Source organism: Stenotrophomonas maltophilia, assembly GCF_039555535.1.
Classification (GTDB): Bacteria; Pseudomonadota; Gammaproteobacteria; order Xanthomonadales; family Xanthomonadaceae; genus Stenotrophomonas; species Stenotrophomonas maltophilia_Q.
Genome location: NZ_CP154630.1, coordinates 4,264,549 through 4,282,782 on the forward strand (window position 1 = coordinate 4,264,549; position 18,234 = coordinate 4,282,782).

The 18,234-nt window shown below is 58.5% G+C and carries 13 protein-coding genes and 1 tRNA gene; 8 read left to right on the top strand and 6 right to left on the bottom strand.

Annotated features, from left to right (window positions below):
- Positions 1-344 precede the first annotated feature (344 nt).
- Both AASM09_RS19610 and AASM09_RS19615 read left to right on the top strand, forming a co-directional pair.
- Complete coding sequence (locus AASM09_RS19610) at positions 345-1,427, top strand: hypothetical protein (protein ID WP_152906580.1); 1,083 nt, start codon at positions 345-347, stop codon at positions 1,425-1,427.
- Positions 1,428-1,737: 310 nt separating this feature from the next.
- Positions 1,738-2,940 (top strand): DUF3800 domain-containing protein, encoded by a 1,203-nt coding sequence (locus AASM09_RS19615; protein ID WP_238378646.1) that lies wholly within the window; start codon positions 1,738-1,740, stop codon positions 2,938-2,940.
- A 214-nt stretch (positions 2,941-3,154) separates the two neighbouring features.
- Here AASM09_RS19615 and AASM09_RS19620 read toward each other — a convergent pair whose 3' ends face one another.
- Positions 3,155-4,969, bottom strand: a complete 1,815-nt coding sequence (locus AASM09_RS19620; RefSeq protein ID WP_049429445.1) for an ATP-dependent nuclease — start codon at positions 4,967-4,969, stop codon at positions 3,155-3,157.
- Positions 4,970-5,925: 956 nt separating this feature from the next.
- Here AASM09_RS19620 and AASM09_RS19625 point away from each other — a divergent pair.
- Genes AASM09_RS19625 through AASM09_RS22245 form a run of 3 tightly spaced genes read left to right on the top strand, consistent with a single transcriptional unit; the run spans position 5,926 to position 10,537 of the window.
- On the top strand, positions 5,926-8,310 hold the full coding sequence (locus tag AASM09_RS19625) for a DDE-type integrase/transposase/recombinase (protein WP_080355017.1): 2,385 nt from the start codon (positions 5,926-5,928) through the stop codon (positions 8,308-8,310).
- On the top strand, positions 8,307-9,323 hold the full coding sequence (locus AASM09_RS19630) for an ATP-binding protein (protein WP_080355016.1): 1,017 nt from the start codon (positions 8,307-8,309) through the stop codon (positions 9,321-9,323). Before AASM09_RS19625 ends, AASM09_RS19630 begins: the two co-directional genes overlap by 4 nt.
- Positions 9,320-10,537 carry a TniQ family protein gene (locus tag AASM09_RS22245; protein ID WP_080355015.1) on the top strand — a complete coding sequence of 406 codons (1,218 nt, stop codon included), beginning with the start codon at positions 9,320-9,322 and terminating at the stop codon, positions 10,535-10,537. Before AASM09_RS19630 ends, AASM09_RS22245 begins: the two co-directional genes overlap by 4 nt.
- Positions 10,538-10,621: 84 nt before the next feature.
- Here AASM09_RS22245 and AASM09_RS19640 read toward each other — a convergent pair whose 3' ends face one another.
- Positions 10,622-11,248: a cation transporter gene (locus tag AASM09_RS19640; protein ID WP_049429442.1), complete on the bottom strand. Its 627-nt coding sequence runs from the start codon at positions 11,246-11,248 to the stop codon at positions 10,622-10,624.
- Here AASM09_RS19640 and AASM09_RS19645 point away from each other — a divergent pair.
- Complete coding sequence (locus AASM09_RS19645; protein ID WP_238378647.1) at positions 11,247-11,744, top strand: MerR family transcriptional regulator; 498 nt, start codon at positions 11,247-11,249, stop codon at positions 11,742-11,744. The two genes, AASM09_RS19640 and AASM09_RS19645, sit on opposite strands and share 2 nt — an antisense overlap.
- A 72-nt stretch (positions 11,745-11,816) precedes the next feature.
- On the top strand, positions 11,817-13,793 hold the full coding sequence (locus AASM09_RS19650; RefSeq protein WP_049429440.1) for a TonB-dependent receptor plug domain-containing protein: 1,977 nt from the start codon (positions 11,817-11,819) through the stop codon (positions 13,791-13,793).
- Between the two features lie 80 nt (positions 13,794-13,873).
- Here the strand turns inward: AASM09_RS19650 and AASM09_RS19655 are convergent, their stop codons facing one another.
- Positions 13,874-14,734 carry a hypothetical protein gene (locus tag AASM09_RS19655; protein ID WP_100443697.1) on the bottom strand — a complete coding sequence of 287 codons (861 nt, stop codon included), beginning with the start codon at positions 14,732-14,734 and terminating at the stop codon, positions 13,874-13,876.
- 134 nt (positions 14,735-14,868) lie between these two features.
- On the opposite strand from AASM09_RS19655, the gene AASM09_RS19660 reads away from it, so the two are divergent.
- A complete protein-coding gene (locus tag AASM09_RS19660; protein ID WP_049429438.1) occupies positions 14,869-15,069 on the top strand; it encodes a hypothetical protein in 201 nt (66 codons plus the stop codon).
- A gap of 252 nt (positions 15,070-15,321) precedes the next feature.
- Here the strand turns inward: AASM09_RS19660 and AASM09_RS19665 are convergent.
- The 3 genes from AASM09_RS19665 to rpoD all read right to left on the bottom strand — a co-directional run bounded on the left by AASM09_RS19665 (position 15,322) and on the right by rpoD (position 18,199).
- Positions 15,322-15,397: transfer RNA gene (locus AASM09_RS19665), tRNA-Ile, on the bottom strand.
- A 40-nt stretch (positions 15,398-15,437) separates the two neighbouring features.
- Entirely contained in the window at positions 15,438-15,767 is a 330-nt protein-coding gene (locus AASM09_RS19670; protein ID WP_219632053.1) for a hypothetical protein, read from the bottom strand.
- 578 nt (positions 15,768-16,345) lie between these two features.
- Entirely contained in the window at positions 16,346-18,199 is a 1,854-nt protein-coding gene (rpoD, locus tag AASM09_RS19675) for an RNA polymerase sigma factor RpoD (RefSeq protein ID WP_049429436.1), read from the bottom strand.
- Positions 18,200-18,234 lie beyond the last annotated feature (35 nt).

Genomic DNA, 18,234 nt, shown 5'->3' on the forward strand with positions numbered 1-18,234 from the left:
GCCTGCGTGTTCGCACCAGCATGAGTTGTCCGCCCATGCCAACCATAAGCTGTCCGCTACTCAGGTGAAGCAGAGGGTCTCAATGCGCTTTCGAGCCAGGTAGCCACGTCGTCCCGCCCAGCAAACCAAGCGTGCCGTCCTTCCAGAATGAACATTTCGATTGAATCCTTCGCTTATTTCCGGCTGGTACACGCCCTTGGAATTGCTCCGTCCAGATCTTGCATGATCACAATAATGTTATAACGTCACTTCGCGGTTTGCAACGGATCCATCGCTGAGCCGCAGCGCTAAAGCCTCTTGTACACATGTACCATCACCGTCAACCTGAACATGGATGTATGTGAATGAGTGGGAATAAGTTTGATGCTGAACCTCAAAGCATGAGCGAAGCACGGAAGTCGGTCGAGCGAGAGCGGGCCAAACTCCACAGTGCACTCAATCGGCAAAACAGGACTCATCGGCTGTACCAAGCTGTCACCTTAACCGCGTTTGCAGCGGTGGTCGTGAGTACTTTGGTCGCTACGTATTCCGAAATCATCAAAGAGAACATCGGATTTCTCGACTGGCTTCGATCTGCTTCGCCAGCCAGCCTGGCCGCAGCAATTACTGCCTCGGCCACCGCGCTTGTTGGCGCCGTGTTCGCCGCTTACACGCGCCTAGACGCCTCCTCGCAGGAACAGACTCAGCGAGCCGTCTTGAGTAGAGTTTCGCTCTCTCGTTACGAGGATGATTCATTCGGCTCACCTGATGCTGCAGGTCAGGATTCATTTGCTACTCCAGGGCGGAATTCGCCTTCTACCGTTGCAAGCCGGGGTCCGACTCATGATGAGATTTCTGAAATAGCGAGTCGAGTGACAACGGAGTTGGCATCTCGTTCTACCGAAGCGGACTCGCTTAAAAAAATACGTACGCTCTATGAAACGGCGCAAGAACGGCTGAATGCAGCAATCACTGCTCTCAATGAGCGCGCGCTCCTTAACCTGCTCATTGGCAGTGTCGTCACCGTCGCTGCGGCATTCACGCTGATCTATATCGTAGTGTCTGACCCTTTAAGAGAGGTAATACTTGTCACAGGGGCCGCTCGAACCCTGAGCTGGACTTCGTTAGCAGCTCATTACGTTCCCCGCCTAAGCATCGTGATTTTTCTAGAGGTCTTCGCATTCTTTTTCCTGCGGCTCTACCGGAACACTTTGGCCGAGGTACGCCTTTATCAAATCGACTTAACCAGGGTAAGTACACAAGCTGTGGCCGTCGAGCTTGTGTTTACGTCTGGTGAAGGCGCCCAACGAGCCGCCACGGCAGCCGCGTTGATCAACGCCCAATGGTCTGGTGCGGGCGCAACAGACAGCACAGGACAAGGCATAGATCCGAAGCTCGTGGGGGAGCTGGCGAGCATTGCGGCCAAAATGGCCAACAAGACGGCTTAGCTCGCCATTTCACGTAACGCGAACGCTGCCGAAGAACTCAGGCTTATCGCCAACTAATGGGACAGACCTCTTAAGTCCACCGGGCCGGTCGTAAGATCGCTCAGTAAGAAGATCAAAATTCGTCGTGACCAATCCCGCCCAAGGGATGGATGGAATTCGGAGATGGAATGGCGCTGGTTGAAATGGCTCTAGTTGGTCATGACCTAAATCGGCCTCCTTGCAAGTATCCGTGAAAACGGGAGGTGAATCCCTACTTCCGCATATAGCGTTGCATTGAATCCCCCAGGCGCAGTATTACCTCAGGATCGGAGTGGGCAAGCATACTATGTACTTCCATATTGATGAGTCCGGCAATACCGGCAACGACCTTTTCAATGCTGACCAACCGAGACTGAGCTACGGGGTAATATCCAGCAGGACAAACGTTGAAGCGCGCGGAGTGGATATCCACCAGCGGATGCTTAGAAAGGTAGGAAAGACTGAACTGCACGCCAAGAATCTCAGAGAAGATGGCATCATCGCCATTTCAGAGGACCTTTTGGCCCTCCAAAAAAAAATGGAGTTCGACTTCGACTTCTACTTTATAGAGAAGAAGACGCTAGCAGTTGTCGTACTCTTTGATGCCATTTTCGACGCAGGCATCAACCCTGCCGTTAGATGGGAGAGCTACTGGACCCCTCTACGCTTTATGGTAGTACATAAGCTTGCGTACATTTTGGACGAAGAACTTTTGCGCACAGCATGGAACCTGTGCATCGATAGGAATGCCAAGAAGAGGCAAAGCGAAATCGTCGCCCTTCTGACAACAATTCGAGACCGTGCTCTTGCATCCGACTGGGATTATCGCAGCAAAGAGACGATCGTCGACGCTGTGACGTTCGGCATTGCCAACCCTGAGGCCCTGGATTTTGGCCACCCCGATAGAAAGCTCATGTCACCGAACGCCGTTGGCTTCCAGTTCGTGGGGAGCTGCATGGCTCGAAGGCTACGGTCTAAGAAGATCAGAGATGCAGCCTCAATCGTCGTGGACAGGCAGACCGAGTTCAACCAGGCGCAACTTGAGACGAGTCGCGTGCAAAGGCTTATGGCCGAGGGTTGGAAGAAGGCGACACCGCGGGAGCGAGCGCTCTTCTTCAACCACCCACTCTACGCTCACATGGACGAGGATGAGCTTTTCAACTCCGGCCTGCCTACGCGCGAGGCCTGCATCGCCGATAGCAGCACCTCGATCGGCCTTCAGATAGTGGACATCTATCTTTGGATTGCGCAACGAATGATGAGCGGCAGCCTCCCCCGGGGGTTGACTGGGCTCGCGAGAAAAATCTTCCGGCGCTCCCTCATAGATGGGATTAGTATGCGCGGCATGGAGAAGCGGTTTGAGCACTTCCTGTCCACCCTGCCACCAATTGAACAACTGACCGATGAAGATCTCAGATCTGCGGCGGCATCCATTGAAAGGCATCGCAAATCGGTAAAAGAGATGAACGCAGTGCTCCAAGATCAGGAGATATAGAGACCGGGCGACTCCTGCGCGAAACCACTACAGATCGACATTTATTCCTCTCTGCGTGCAGGTCCGAATTGCTTCCAGCAGGCATGAATTTTTAGCCTGCCGCAACCACAGAATACCCGAAGTAGTACGGTCCAAAGGCATTCTTTCCCTTATGGCTCGGTCGAGCACTGCAGAAGCTACCTGAGGTCGACAGAGCTTGCGCGCCCACTGCCAATCAGCCTTCTACAACCTCATCAGCTACAGGCTCGAACTCGGCAACAGCCTCAGACAGCGCAGCCTCGTCGTCCCACTCCAAAACGCCGGCCGGACAGACATCCGAGCTCCTTACAAGGAACTCGAGCAGATCAAGCACTCTTTTCCTGGCCAGTGCATCCTCCCGAACTCTTAGCCACGACGCGTAAGGTTTCTCTCCTGATACGAGTTCACCAAACATTGCTACCTCGAATGTGTGCAGAGAGGCAACAAGACGAACATCGGACGGAGAGTTCTTCACCTCTTCGAGAATTCTTCCATTGGCTACCCAAGCACTGTTTGCGACCAGCTGGCCTTTCCTATTCTTTGCTCTTTGCAAATCAGCATCGTGAAGCACGGAATAGGAACACTTGAACTGATTCAAGATCTTACAGAGCGCAACAATGGTGTACTTCCCGCGCGCCCGCACGATGTGCACATCGTGGAATTTCACCGGATCGTCAGCGATAACCTCCCGAAATGCCGCGTACTCAGTATCCCCCTCCACGATCACCGTCCGACCACCGAAGAAGAACTCGGCAACATAGGGGTCATACATATTCAGGAGCTTCAGCCGCTCCTTGTCTTCATCGCCTAGCCTGGCCCGATCAGGACGGAAGATTGTTGTGCCTGAGACGGTTCCAGCCTGAGATCGCTCCACTCTTACAATGGAAGTATTGTTACGCGAGAGATCGATGAAAGCGGGTGAGTGAGTAGTCACCATCACCTGCCATGTTTTTCCGCCGGGAAGCGAGTAGAGCACGTTGCAAGCATCACGCACTGCGGCAGGGTGCAGGCACAGCTCCGGCTCATCCAGTAGCAGCACATGGGGCCTTTCCGTTCCTTTCGCTCCCGCTTTGTGGTCCGCGATGATCCTGAGCGCGTTCCACATAAGTGTTCGCCTGGCTCCACTGCCCTGTCGCTCCAGATCCGATTGGTGCCCATCCGCAGGCCCCATTCTGAGAGCTGGCGGCGCCTTGAAGAAGGATATGCTCCTGCTTAGATCGTCCTCTGGACGAGCATCCAACGTAATACTGTAGCCTGGGAAAACATCAGCCATGGCCCTCACCAGTTCTAGACGCACCTCGTCGATCGCCTCCATTGCCTCGGTTGCAACTGCCTTTTGGAGTTCCGCGACTCCTGCAAGGAGCTTTGCGTAAGCACCTTCCTTGCCCTCTTCTTCGATAAGCGCCTTGACCCGCTGCTTCGTCGCCTCCTCCAGAAGGGAAATGATGCTGTCGGCTTGCCTCTTGGGATCGTCGAAGGCTTCAATTCTATGCATCTCGGGCCTATTGGACTGAGCAACGGATGCGGTTCCCCAAGGGCCATGGTTAGCATCCCAAGCGTTGAGCTCGACGTTGAAGCCCCTTTTCTCAGGCTTACCAGGGCAACGCCAAGTCCATCGCTCCCTTACATGTCGATCTCCATTGGGTCGAACATCAATCCACTTATCAGCCGGCGGCTTACTATCAGCGAAGAGGACGGTCTCAAGCTCGATACTCGGCATGTCCTCGTCTTTCAACTCTGCACCCGTGACGTAGCCACCAGGAAAATCCTCGGCCAGCAGGTCCCCCCTCGCACCCGACTCCATCACAAGCTGGTACGCGCGAAGGATGGAGCTCTTCCCGGTGTTATTCGCACCTACCAGGACGACAATGTCGTCTAGCTCGATTTCAACAGCCTGCCTGCCTATTGCCCGAAAATTCTTAATTACTAGCTTGTGCATTCGAGCCCGCGGTGCCACCTGATCCTCGGCCACAAGCTTTTTCTCTCCGACCTTCTTCTTTGCAGTTGCCATTGCGCCCCCCCCTGTTTTTTCAACCGCCATATTGCAGCCACACCAATACTCGACCCGATAGATGCATCCTGTCTGTCAGATTATCCCTATGCGGATAGCTTCCTTATGCGGAGGTTCCTGCAATTGAGGCGTTCACCGTCGTCAACTAGGCCAAGCAAAGAGCGGCGGTGAGTGGGGTGAAGCGTCCTTCTTCGGCCACGGCATGGCTTGGGCGCTGAATCCACAGGCGCTCAACCGAGGCGTGTCGCAAGCTATCCTTGCCACTAGTGGCAAGGAATTCTGGGGCAAAGAGACAGTGACGTGACATAGGTGCTCGATAGCGGGACGGAAGTTGCGAACGCGGATTAGCCCAAGCCGCTGAGGCAGCAGCCAACCCCGAAATCGAGTTCGATATATTTATATCTTACTTTTCAACAACTTGCGTCTTCGCAGCAATAGGTCTATACAGGTTCAATCAGACCGGACAGAGCGCGACTAAGCATGCCAGGCTCTCAGATCCCTCCCCCACCGCCCCCTTCCAGCTCCTTCTGGGCGGCACCGTTGCTTGGCGTAACCGTCCCCGACAGCCCCATCTTCTCAGCGGCGGACACAGCCAGGCTGTTGGGCTTCCCCACAAGGGAGGCCCTCGCAAAAGCACGCCGAACCGGACGGCTCTCTATAAAGATGTTCCAGATTCCTGGACGGAGAGGCTGGTTCGCTCGTCGCGAAGAGGTATGCGCCTGGCTACACCAATCCCTGAACAGCGAGGAGGAAGCCCGATGAGCTAGCGAAAGCACGGGCCCTCAATAGAAAAGGCCGCACATTTGCCGTGTGCGGCCCTTGATACGGCAAACGGCTTCTCGATCCGTTGCCCGATATTGAGCTCCGCCCTCCATGCAAGTCAAGCCCCGTGGCATAGCGCCGCGCGGCCGCCCTTTGCCCGTCTGCGCTGGATCCAGCGCGGATTAGGAGGTCTCATGCCTTTATCTGCCCCAGAGTTCCAGTCGTACGTAGAGCGATTGTCTCTTTCGGCCGCTGCAATCAGCTACATAGCCGACACCCGTTCTAGTGAGCCGGCGCGATCCGTCAGATCTGTCGGATACCACAACACGGTCTGGCGCTACCCAAGCGCGAAGATGGGGTTCTCAGTGGCGCTTGAGAGTACGGAGGAGCACACATGCGCCGCTCAGCTTGAGTACGACGCAAGCGTCATCGAGTACTGGGACCAGCCGCCCGCTGTAAGTCTAGATGTGTTGGATTTCCACGGGAGGAGGAGAAAGGCGAACTACGTTGCTGACTTCCTCACATTGAAGGAATCCAGCGTCGAGGTGGTCCAGGTCAAGACTGCCTCCGAGTGTGAACGCTTGGCCAGTTCCAACCCCAACAGATGGACGTGGGACGGAGCCAAGGCAGCTGACCTTGCAGCCGACGCGCACTTCCAAGAAATCGGCTTAGTACACCGCGTGGTCTCTGACGGATGCTCACGAAGAATTTTCGCTGAGAACTGCTTGCTTCTGTTGCGTCTTCGGCAAGCATCTACGCGAAGCATCGATGCTCGTCAGCTTGCCAAAGCCTGCTCCACGCTCAGGCAGCGAAAGGTCTTCACCCTGGGCCAGTTAATGCGTGCAGTGAACACTTCCTCAGCGAATGAAGTCGTGCGGTTGATAGACCTAGGTGCTCTCTTCACCGATCTCAATCGATGCCGCCTGTCGGTACCTGATGAGTGCCTGGTCTCCTTTGAACCTGACATCGTGACCAGTCATCTTCATCGCCTAGACATGCTGGGCACTGCAGCCGAACATCTATTCCAGCTGACACAAGCGGAGGCAATAGAGGTCCACGGCCGATTGCTCGTCATACGTGGCCTGGTGCCTGCGATGAAGTCTGATCGAACAACGAGGCGCTGGCGCGCGCGATTTCTCCAAGCAGGGGGCGACCCATCGGCTCTCCGCCCAAGACATCGATCAAAGGGTAATAGAACGCCCAGGCAGACACCTGAAGAATTCGCAGTGATGGATCGCGCCATCAGCACCTACTTCCTCAGCGCAGATGCCCTAAGTGTTCAGGCGGCATACTCGCAGTACCTACTTGATCATCAGCTTTCTATTGCCGAGGGCAAGCTACTAGGCAACTCAGTCGCCGCATCCAAGGAGACCTTCCGTCTTCGGTGCAAACGGCTGCCAAAGGAAATCGCTGAAGGGGCCCGGAGCGGGACAAGAGCTGCTGCAGCTTCCGCCCCCCCGGTGGACCCGGCGCTGACACACCTATCTCCGGCACGGGCATTTGAGCGGGCGCATACCGACCACTACCAGTGCGATCTGCACGTAGTCGTGATTGACACCAAGCCACCAATCACCAGCAAGCCTTGGATAACTGCACTTCGAGATCATGCCACCGGTCAAGTGTTAGCGACGTCCTTGAGCTTCAGCAGTCCAAGCAATCACAGCGTGCTGGGAGTTCTCCGCGACTGTGCACGGCGCTGGGGACGGCTCCCTGAGTCGATCGTCGTGGACAACGGAGCCGAGTTCAACTCCGTGTACTTTGAAACCACCCTGGCCAGCTTGGGCGTTTCAAAGCAGAGCAGGCCCCCGGGAGAACCACGCTCTGGCGGGCAGATCGAAGGGTGGTTCCGTTCGCTCAAGTCCTACCTCAGCCAGCAGCCAGGGAACACGACAAACGACGCTAGGGGACGATCAGCTACAGCAAAGTTCAAAGGACAAAGTCAAACAAGCTGGACACTTGCGACGGCTTATCAGACCATGGATGAGTTCATCTTCAGCATCTACAACAACAACATTTCTGATGGCTGCCTTCACAGCCGATCACACGCCTCAGAGTCACTTCTAACTGCATTCCCCGAAAGTGGAGTACCGACACCCTTCACCCGCGAGCTGCTTGCCAGAACGGCAATTCCGCTCCGGAGACCACTAAGGCTTGATCGAGCGCGGGGAATTCGTCATTGCGCGAGATGGTACAGACATCCCAAATTGTTTGAGTCAAGATCCGGTCCGGGGCCCTTCGAAGCCTATGTCGAGCCCTGGGACGCCAACACACTCTATGTGCTGATAGACGGGCAACGTATCCCCTGCCGGCATGGCTCTCAGCATGCAATTGACCTTACGACGGACTTTACGCCGGCTCTGGACTCGATCCGGTTCCTGGGCAGCACCAGAGGCCGTGCGCTCCTCGCTAAAGCCGCGTCGATCGAGACAGCCAAGCTGACAAGGCGCTTCGCTGAGGCTGACAAGGCCAGACAAAGGGCGATTAGCGTATCCAAGGCACAGAAGCCAGCTGCGCCCCGCAAGAGGTTACCAGCGCGACGCGCCCTGATACTGCCTTATGGTCCCGGTGACGCATCATGAATGAGCATCTCCGAGAGGCCGTGAATGGGGCTCGATTTCCGCATCCTCGCTACGTTGAGGCAGTGAGGTCTGCAGCAGCATTGATGACATTCAGTGGGGATGGATCTGTGATTGCAATGGTGGGCCCACCCAGAGCGGGGAAAAGCACTGCCGGAAGGGCCGCCGCGAGAGAGGTGTACCCACACTCCACCCCTGATTCCATTCCTTACGTAGTTGTGGATTGCAGTCGAACCGACGCCGGCTACATGTCCATGCGTTACCTAACCCTAGACCTCCTCGCCCAACTCGGCCATCCGTTCTATGGCGATCTCGAGCACTCTTTAAGGCTGAAGCTTACGGAGACCAACGCGCGCCTACAGCTCCGTCGCGCAATTGAGTACAGGCGCACCAAGCTACTCATCATCGACGAGGCCCATCATCTTCTACGCGTTAAGGACAGGTCCGGACGCGAAGCCGCATTGGAATCGCTGAAGTGCCTTGGAAATGAAACTGGTGCCTTGATATTTCTCATCGGCGGGTACGAACTTCTCAGGGAATGTTTCTGTTCTGCTCACATGAACGGGAGGCTGTCTATCCTTCATTTTCCGCGCTACGGAACTAGCATCTCTGATGCGGGATGCTTCGACAGGATTCTCGCATCCTATGATGTTCTACTCCCTTGGGCAAAGGGGCACTCACTCCTCGAGATGAGAGATCTCCTATACGAGGGATCGCTCGGGTCGTGTGGACTTGTCGGCAACTGGATTCTTCTTGCGCTAGCGCGGATGACTTCGTTGCGATCGCAGCGACTTCGCATGGAGCACTTCAGATCAGCCAGGTATAAGCAGCAGCTGGCGGAGATCGCAGAGGACATCACGTTTGGCGAGTCCGCTCTCCAGCCGATTGAGAAAGATCACACAAGCATCTTTGAACTCACCTCCATCACGGACGTCTCTGAAAGGAAAGCAGCTCGCAGGCCAGGCAAGCGGATTCCAACGCGAGATCCAGTTGGCAACGTTGAGCGTCGGCGATGAACGCATACTTCCATGTTGCACCTATCGCCCTTGGCACATTGGAGGTTGAGTGCTTGTCCTCGCTGCTCCACCGCATTTCATACGCCCACGGCGTTTCGCGGTTTCAGTTCATATCGCATCTGCAGTCTCGCTGGTGGACCGAAACTGGAAACCATCTCCCTCGATGTGAAGAGCTGAGATGGGACGGCTACAGTCCGAAAGTCTCTATTGCGCTAACCGCACTCAATTATGCGTTTGGCTATGACTTGGAGGGAACGACCCTCGTCGCCTTACAGGGCATTTGCGCAGGAAATTGCATCGGATCCATAAAGCATGAAAGATGCTGGTGCCCTGCTTGTCTCAGGGGTGATCGTGAAGTCGGCAGGCCACCATATGATCGTCTACTGTGGCGAATCCAAGGCGTTGAACGCTGCAGTCTTCATAAGCTTCGGCTTCGACGCAACTGCCCTCACTGCGGGTCAGGGCAAACCAAAGACAGCAGCAAAGTCGAGCTAGACCAATGCAGTACCTGCGGTCAAAGCCTATCCAACCTAACGTCTATCGGGGACTATGCGCCGCGACCGCCATTCGGTGAGGAGCAGACAGAGCAACTGATCCTCCGACTGGGAGAGGTCCGTGGAGCAGCCTCGGGTTCGCTGCAGGTGTTCCTTAGCAACGTCAGTAGCCCTACCAAGGATTGGGGAAAGCATCTTGGCGACATCTTCCACACGAGGCACTGCCCGATTCTTCCGCAGCTGACGTCGTTGATTGCAGTGGCTACCCACTTTGGTGTGGACATCGTGCAACTGATAACTTCGCCAGCTTCGGCAGCCGCCCAATCTGGATTAGAGATTGGCAATGCGTCACCGCGAAAGGTGCGCAGACCAAGTTCCCACTTGCGAGCGAACCGTACCGCGTGGTTTCGGAAGGAACTGGAGACTGCCCTCGCCGCAGGCCCGCCCTACCCTTCTACAGCTCAGTTCTGCCGCAGCCGAGACTACAGCGCCACTGCTGCCAGAAACAGTTTTCCATGGCTTACCGGACAACTCAGTGCCCTGCATCGTGAGTGCAGCAGAGCTAACCTGGAACGGCAAATTCTGGCTGCGGCAAAGGCGATTCGATCCTTGCCGCAAGGCACGAAGCGCCTTCCAGCTAAGGTCCGAGCGCGCCTGATTGCCGAGCAATCAGGCGCTCCCATGCATGTGGTACGGAGAATTCTGTCGGCCGATCGTTAGTGGCCGAGGAGAGATGTTCACTATCGACCAGCAGCCGCCATCCGCGCGGCGCAATCGTATCCAGCGCACACCTCAATCGCCTTGTTACTTCACCGTTGCACGCCACGCGGGCCACGCCTCGCCGATCACACCCAGCGCGGATTTCAGGAACAGAAGCGCGATCACCGCGCCTGCTGCGATGTCCGGCCAGCCGCTTCCGCTCAGCGCTACACCACCGGCAGCCACCAACACACCGATGTTGGCGGCGACATCATTGCGGGAACACTCAAAGGTGCTTTTCATGTTGATGTTGAACGCGCGGAACCGCCACAGCAGTGCCAGGCACACCAGATTGGCCACCAGCGCGATGGCTCCGAACCCCAGCATCAAGCCGCTGGAAGGCGGCACGCCGTGGATCAGCTTGCTGACCACCTCCACCACGATGAAGACAAAGAAGGCCAGGATCAGCAGCCCCTTGGCGAGGGCCGCACCGGCCTCCCAGCGCGCCCCCCGGTTCACTGCCCACAGGCTCAGGCCGTACACGATCGCGTCGCCCAGCATGTCCACTGCATCGGCCTGCAGGGCACTGGAGCCCGCCACGATGCCTGCGGCGAACTCGATGAAGAACATCGCCAGGTTGATGATGAGTACTGCCACCAGTACGCGGCGCTGCGCACTGTGGAGGGCCAAGGCTTCCAGTTCCTGGCGCTTGTGGCCGCAGCAGTGGTCCATGGGTGACTCCCGCCAGGCTGTGCCCGGGCTTGAAAAAGGATGGGGCAGCCGTTATAAACCCTGTAGCCCCTACAAGGTCAAGCCCATGCCCACCCACCTCACCATCGGCCAGCTGGCCCGCCAGACCGGCACCAAGGCCGAAACCATCCGCTATTACGAGAAGATCGGCCTGCTGCAGCCGCCACTGCGCTCGGAGGGCAACTACCGCTACTACGGCGCGCAGGACCAGAGGCGTCTGTCGTTCGTGCGCCGCGCCCGCGAGCTTGGCTTCCCCATCGAACAGATCCGCGAGCTGATTGCTTTTGGTGAACAGCGGGAGCACGAGTGCAGTTCGGTGGACGATGTGGTGAAAGCGCACATCGCAGACATCACGCGCCGGATCCTGGACCTGCAGGCGTTGCAGGGCGAGCTGGAGAGGATGATCGGCAATTGCCCGGGCGGCCGCGTAGCCGATTGCAGGGTGCTGGAAGCCCTTCAGCCGCAGCCTGCTGCTTGACCTTGTAGCCGCATCAAGGTTTACAACGCCGGGCTACTTCGCCACCGCGCGGCCCTGCCGCCCTGACGACCCATGACCCTGTTGCCCCATCCGCTTGCCCTGGCGCTGAGCGCCGCCCTGCTGTCCGCCGTTGCCCCGGCCAATGCACATGAACCGCCCGCCGCGCACGACGACCACCACGATGAGGCCGTGGAGCTGGATGCGGTGGTGGTGCAGTCAACCCGATCAGGGCGCCGCGTTTCCGACGAACCGATCCGGGTAGACGTCGTGTCGCAGGAAGAGATCGAAGAGAAGCTGCTGATGTCGCCGGGCAACGTCTCCATGCTTGTGGCCGAGACGGCGGGCGTGCGGGTGCAGAACACCTCGCCGGGCATGGGCGCATCCAACATCCGCATCCAAGGCCTGCGCGGCCGGTATACCCAGCTGCTGGCCGATGGTCTGCCGCTGTACGGCGGCCAGTCATCGTCCATCGGCCTGCTGCAGATTCCCCCGACCGACCTTGGCAGTGTCGAGATCATCAAGGGCAGCGCGTCGGCGTTGTACGGTCCGGCAGCGTTGGGCGGCGTGGTGAACCTGATATCGCGCCGGCCCAAGGAAACCGCCGAGGCCGAAATGCTGCTCAATGCCACCAGCCGTGGCGGGCAGGACGTAACCGGCTACGCAGCCGGGCCGCTGGCCGAGCACTGGGGCCTCTCTGTGGTGGGTGGCTACCATCGGCGGGACCGCCAGGACCTGGAGGGAGACGGCTGGGCCGACATCCCGGGCTACGAGCGTGCCACGGTCCGGCCGCGGCTGTTCTGGGAATCGGAAAACGGAGCGCGCGCACTGCTGACGGCAGGCGCTATGCGTGAGAGTCGGCTGGGCGGAACACTGCCCGGTCAACGGGCACCCGACGGGCAGCCCTTCGCTCTCACGCAGCGCACGGAGCGCATTGATGCCGGCGCGGTTGTCGATGTTCCGGTGCGCGAGAGCAACCGCCTGCAACTGCGCGCATCGGCCATGTCCACCGATCACGACCACGGGTACGGCCCTGAGCAGGACAACGACACCCACCAGACCGGATTTGCGGAAATCAGCTATGCGTCCGGCGTAGGCGCCACCAGCTGGCTGGCGGGCATTGCCGCGCAGCAGGACCGGTTCCGTTCCGCCCGATACCCGCAGTTTGATTACCGCTACACCGTGCCTGCCCTGTTCGTGCAGGCCGAGCAGGCGCTGCGCGATGACCTCACGCTTTCCGGCAGTGCGCGCTGGGATGACCACAGCGTCTATGGCGGGCACTTCAGCCCCCGCGTGTCACTGTTGTTCCGCCCTGACGAGTGGACCCTGCGCGCGTCGATCGGCAGAGGCTTCTATGCTCCTACGCCCTTCGTCGAGCAGATCGAGGCCGCTGGCCTGTCACGGCTGGAGCCGCTCACCGGCCTTCGCGCGGAAATCGCTACGACCGGGTCCATCGACGCAGGCTATGTGCATGGCCCTTGGGAGCTCAACCTCAGCGTGTTCGCATCCGACATCGACCATGCGGTACGCCTGGTGGAATCTGCGACCTCCTCGGGTGAACGTGTGCAACTGGTCAATGTAGACGGCGTCACCCGCACCCGTGGTAGTGAGCTGCTGCTGCGCTATCGCTGGCAGGACATCTCAGTGACCGGCAGTTATGTCTACACCGATGCGCGCGAACCTGGTGAGGAGGGCGCCGGCCGCCGTCTAGTTTCACTCACACCCCGGCACAGCGCAGGCCTGGTTGCCATGTGGGAACAGCATGACCGTGGCCGTATAGGCCTGGAAGCCTACTACACCGGCATCCAAGCGCTTGATGACAATCCCTGGCGTCGACGCAGCCGACCGTATCTGGAAGTCGGTGCACTGGGAGAAATCGTGCTGGGAAGAGTCAGCCTGTTCCTCAACCTGGAAAACATACTCAACGTCCGCCAGAGCGGCTACAACCCGATGTTGCGGCCCCGCCGTGCCGACGATGGCCAGTGGACCGTGGATGCATGGGCACCGCTGGAAGGGTTTGTGGTGAATGGTGGTATTAGGATGAAGTTCTAGGGTTGGGCTAATGCGGGAGGCGACGACCGCTTTAGGCCAAAAGCAGACGCCGACGAGATCGGGAAGCAGCCGGCCTTGCACTAGTTCGGCATATTGGCCTTTGGGCCAGGGCTGAACTTGGAATCTAAGCCTTGGCGCACGTTTGCTACATCGGGAAAGGCTTCCACCATCCTGTCGGTGGCCACCTTTAGTATTTCAGCGCAGATGAGCATCGCGGTAATCAAGTAGCTGCGATCCGCGGCATTGTCTAAGCCTGAGCCACGTCCGTTGGCCTCCATTCGGTAGAACGACATAGGGTGGATGTGGGAGTGCTGTGACCACAGATCCCAGATTACGTCGAATTGCGCCTTCTTCATTCCAACCATTTCCACCAGCTGGGCCCGGTCCAAGAACCAAGCCTTCTTGCCAGACAGACACTGTGACTGAACTTGTTGGGCCAGATGTTGAAAGAAGGGAATGGTTTTCAAGCGCGCGATTAATTCATCCCTCTGCCGCTCAAACCCTTGTAGTTGCTCCGGATCGTCCGCGAACATCTTGACGCGACTGCAGCAGTCGTTGAGTTGTAGCAGCGTGATCCGCGCACGGCCTTCTTCAAGATCTTCATTGGTCGGAGATATGAGGTAGTGGAAGAAGAGGTTTCCTTCCAAGATCGCACGAGCATGGCATGCAATCGCATGAAATCCCCAATGAGCATGGTCACTTTCAACCCACCGGGACAGCGGCGCGGCACGTACAGCGGCCGTACCGTGGGCACACATGCGGGCAAAGACATAGGTCGCGTATCCCATGCAGGGTCCCGCCATCTTCCCGGCTTGGGCCTGTCCGACGGCTACCGCCTCGCACACGGCCTCATCTAAACATCCGAGAGCCTCCTCATAATCCTGTCGCCCCGGTTCCTCTTTTTCGCTCAATCGTTGAACGAACGCCTCAGCTTTACTCATCTCGTCTCCACACCTCGGCCGTTCAGCTAAAGTCACGCCCCCGCCTAGGGCGCTGTCGAAAACACCCTACAACGACCACAGCGCAAGGCTATCAGATGGTCTGCGGTATAATTGAACCTCGGCAGGAGGTACCCATGATCAGCAAGGCTCAGCGCCAACAGGCACTGATTGAGGCTACAGCCTCGCTCCGCCTGGAAGGCCTGCCCATTTCATACCGGGATGACGACCTTTATGCAGCGGCCGTTGATGGACGCCGCGTTGGGGAGTTGCGCGATGCCGTATTGGCTCGTGTCCGCTCCGAGTTGGCGTCAATTACGACATCCTCGACCCCGTAGGAACGGCGGGGCCGTAAACGCGCCATCTTGATCTTGCTGCTTTGAGCCGCTCGCCGGCTTCTCGGGCTGTCTCGGCCGTGTCCGAGCAGCAGTTGGCCTGAGTCGTATCACCACCTCATCCCGGCTCAGTGAGTCCGAGCTCCGCGATCACCCAGCGAGAGGGGCGTCTTATGGTCGTTTCACCATCATAAGTTGTCCAAAACGGCCAACTTATGGCTGCAGGAACACTGCGACCGGTCATGCGAGGTCGGTTGGTGGGCCCACCAGGATTCGAACCTGGAACCAAGGGATTATGAGTCCCCTGCTCTAACCGTTGAGCTATAGGCCCTGCGCAGCCCCACAGTGTAGTGGAGGCCGCGCTCGATAGGCTACCCGGCAGCAGCAAGAGCCTCAGCAGCACGTCCCAACCGCTTCTCCGCCACGTCCGCAAACCACACCTGCCGCCGCAGGTGTGCGTGGAACAGCGCCACCGTCCTCCCGGCCTCTTCCAGCCCCTTCTGCTTGTCGCCTCCGAAGCTCGCAAGCAACCCAGCACCCGACTGCGTCAGCAACGCCAATGTTGCTCTTCGGGCGAATCCCAGTGAATCCTCGCGCTCGTCGCGCATCACATCTTCCCAATCCAGTAGCGGCGCAAACGCGCAGTCATGCGCGTCCGATTCACGCCTACCGTGCCCGGCAGCAATTTCCTTCAGCTCCATACTCACTCTCCTACGATTCGTCGAACCTCTTCCGCCTCCTGTTGAGAGAGGCGACCGGGCGCTTCAACACGGTCGTAGGACCGCCCGCAGCTTTCCCCCTTGCAGGGTCTTGTATGACTGCGCGCCACCCGGCCAGAAACCCTTGGCTCACCGCAATGGCGAGAGTTGCGGTTTGACCTTGGATTGCCTGCTGTTGCAGCAGACAGTCCGCCTACGACGGTGTGTTGATCACCTGCGGAGGACTGTGTGGAAGGAAGGCTAGAGGCTTCAATTGGTGAATGCGACATTGCGTGCGCTTATCACTCACATCCGGCTACTCATTTCATTGAGGCACTTGGGGTTTCGGCTGAATGACCACTTCCCACGGCAGCGAATCGCAGCGAAGGCCTCAACAATTCTCAGGCCAGTTGCGTCACAAGGTGCGGCAAGCAGCCGACGCCCGTTAAGAAGACCCGCCGGATACGTCATCGCGAACAGCAGCCGAGCATGGCTCGGCTCTACAGAAAGCGCAGGCACCCCAAAAAGAAAAACCCCGCACCAGGCGGGGTTTCTCTCAACGCTTCAACAACCGCCCGATATCAATCGATATCCAGGAAGCTGCGCAGCTGCTCCGAGCGGCTCGGGTGACGCAGCTTGCGCAGGGCCTTCGCTTCGATCTGGCGGATGCGCTCGCGGGTCACGTCGAACTGCTTGCCGACCTCTTCCAGCGTGTGGTCGGTGTTCATGTCGATGCCGAAGCGCATGCGCAGCACCTTGGCTTCCCTCGGGGTGAGGCCGGCCAGCACGTCGCGCACGGTTTCAGACAGATTGATGTTGGTGGTGTTCTCGATCGGGGACTCCACGTTGGTGTCCTCGATGAAGTCGCCCAGATGGGAATCCTCGTCGTCGCCGATCGGGGTTTCCATCGAGATCGGCTCCTTGGCGATCTTCATCACCTTGCGGATCTTGTCTTCCGGCATGTCCATTTCCTTGGCCAGCTCCTCCGGCGTAGCCTCGCGGCCGTACTGCTGGAGCATCTGGCGGGAAATGCGGTTCAACTTGTTGATCGTCTCGATCATGTGCACCGGGATACGGATGGTGCGCGCCTGGTCGGCGATCGAGCGGGTGATCGCCTGGCGAATCCACCAGGTGGCGTAGGTCGAGAACTTGTAGCCGCGACGGTATTCGAACTTGTCCACCGCCTTCATCAGGCCGATGTTGCCTTCCTGGATCAGGTCGAGGAACTGCAGGCCGCGGTTGGTGTACTTCTTGGCGATCGAGATCACCAGACGCAGGTTCGCCTCGACCATTTCCTTCTTGGCCTTGCGCGCCTTGGCTTCACCGTAGGCCATGGCACGGCTGATTTCCTTCAGCTCTTCCAGGTCCAGCTGGGTCAGCGTCTCGATGTCGATCGTCGCCTGCTGTTCGGCGATGATCTGGTCCTTCACTTCGCGCAGGGCCGACGACCACTTCTGCTTGCGCTTCAGTGCGTCTTCCACCCACTCCAGGTTGGTCTGGTTGCCTTCCCAGGAACGGATGAAGTCCTTGCGCGGCATGCGCGCGGTGACGGTCGCCAGGTTCAGCACGCGGCGCTCATGGGCCTTGATCGACGCCATGGTGTCGCGCAGCTGCTTGGTCAGCACATCGGTCAGCGGCAGCGGCAGCTTCAGGGTGACGAACACCGCCGACATCTCTTCGCGCAGGCGCGGCAGGTTCTTCTTGTCGCCCTTGGTCGCGGCCTTCTTGAAGGCGTTGAAGGCATCGCTCAACGCCTGCATGCGTGCAGCGACTTCCTCCGGGTCCGGACCGGTCGGTGCGGCTTCTTCCTCGCCACCCTCGACATCATCGTCCTCGTCCTCGTCGCCCTCGGCGTCCGCATCGCTGCTGTCATCGGCAGCGGCGGCCGGCGGTGCCGGCTCTTCGTCGGACAGGTCGTTGAAGCCGACGATCACTTCGGCCAGGCGCTTCTTGCCTTCCTTGTGGGCTTCGTAATCGGTCAGCAGCGACTCGACCGAGACCGGGAACTGGCCCAGGGCAGCCTGGACCTGCGAAAGGCCTTCCTCGATGCGCTTGGCGATGGCGATTTCGCCTTCGCGGGTCAGCAGCTCGACGGTGCCCATTTCGCGCATGTACATGCGCACCGGGTCGGTGGTACGGCCACCTTCGGTGTCGAGCGCGCTCAGCGCGGCGGCAGCTTCTTCGGCCGCGGTGTCATCGACTTCGCGGTTGCCGGTGTTGCCATCGTTGAGAAGCAGGGTTTCCACATCCGGCGCAACTTCATGGACATCGATGCCCATGCCGTTGATCATGCCGATGATGTCTTCGATCTGTTCCGGGTCGACCATGTCGTCCGGCAGATGGTCATTGACTTCGGCGTAGGTCAGGTAGCCCTGTTCCAGGCCCTTGCTGATCAGTTGCTTGATTTCGGATTGGGCAGGACGTTCGTTGGCCATGTAGTGCTCGCGCCACCGGCTAGGGAGAAATAGGG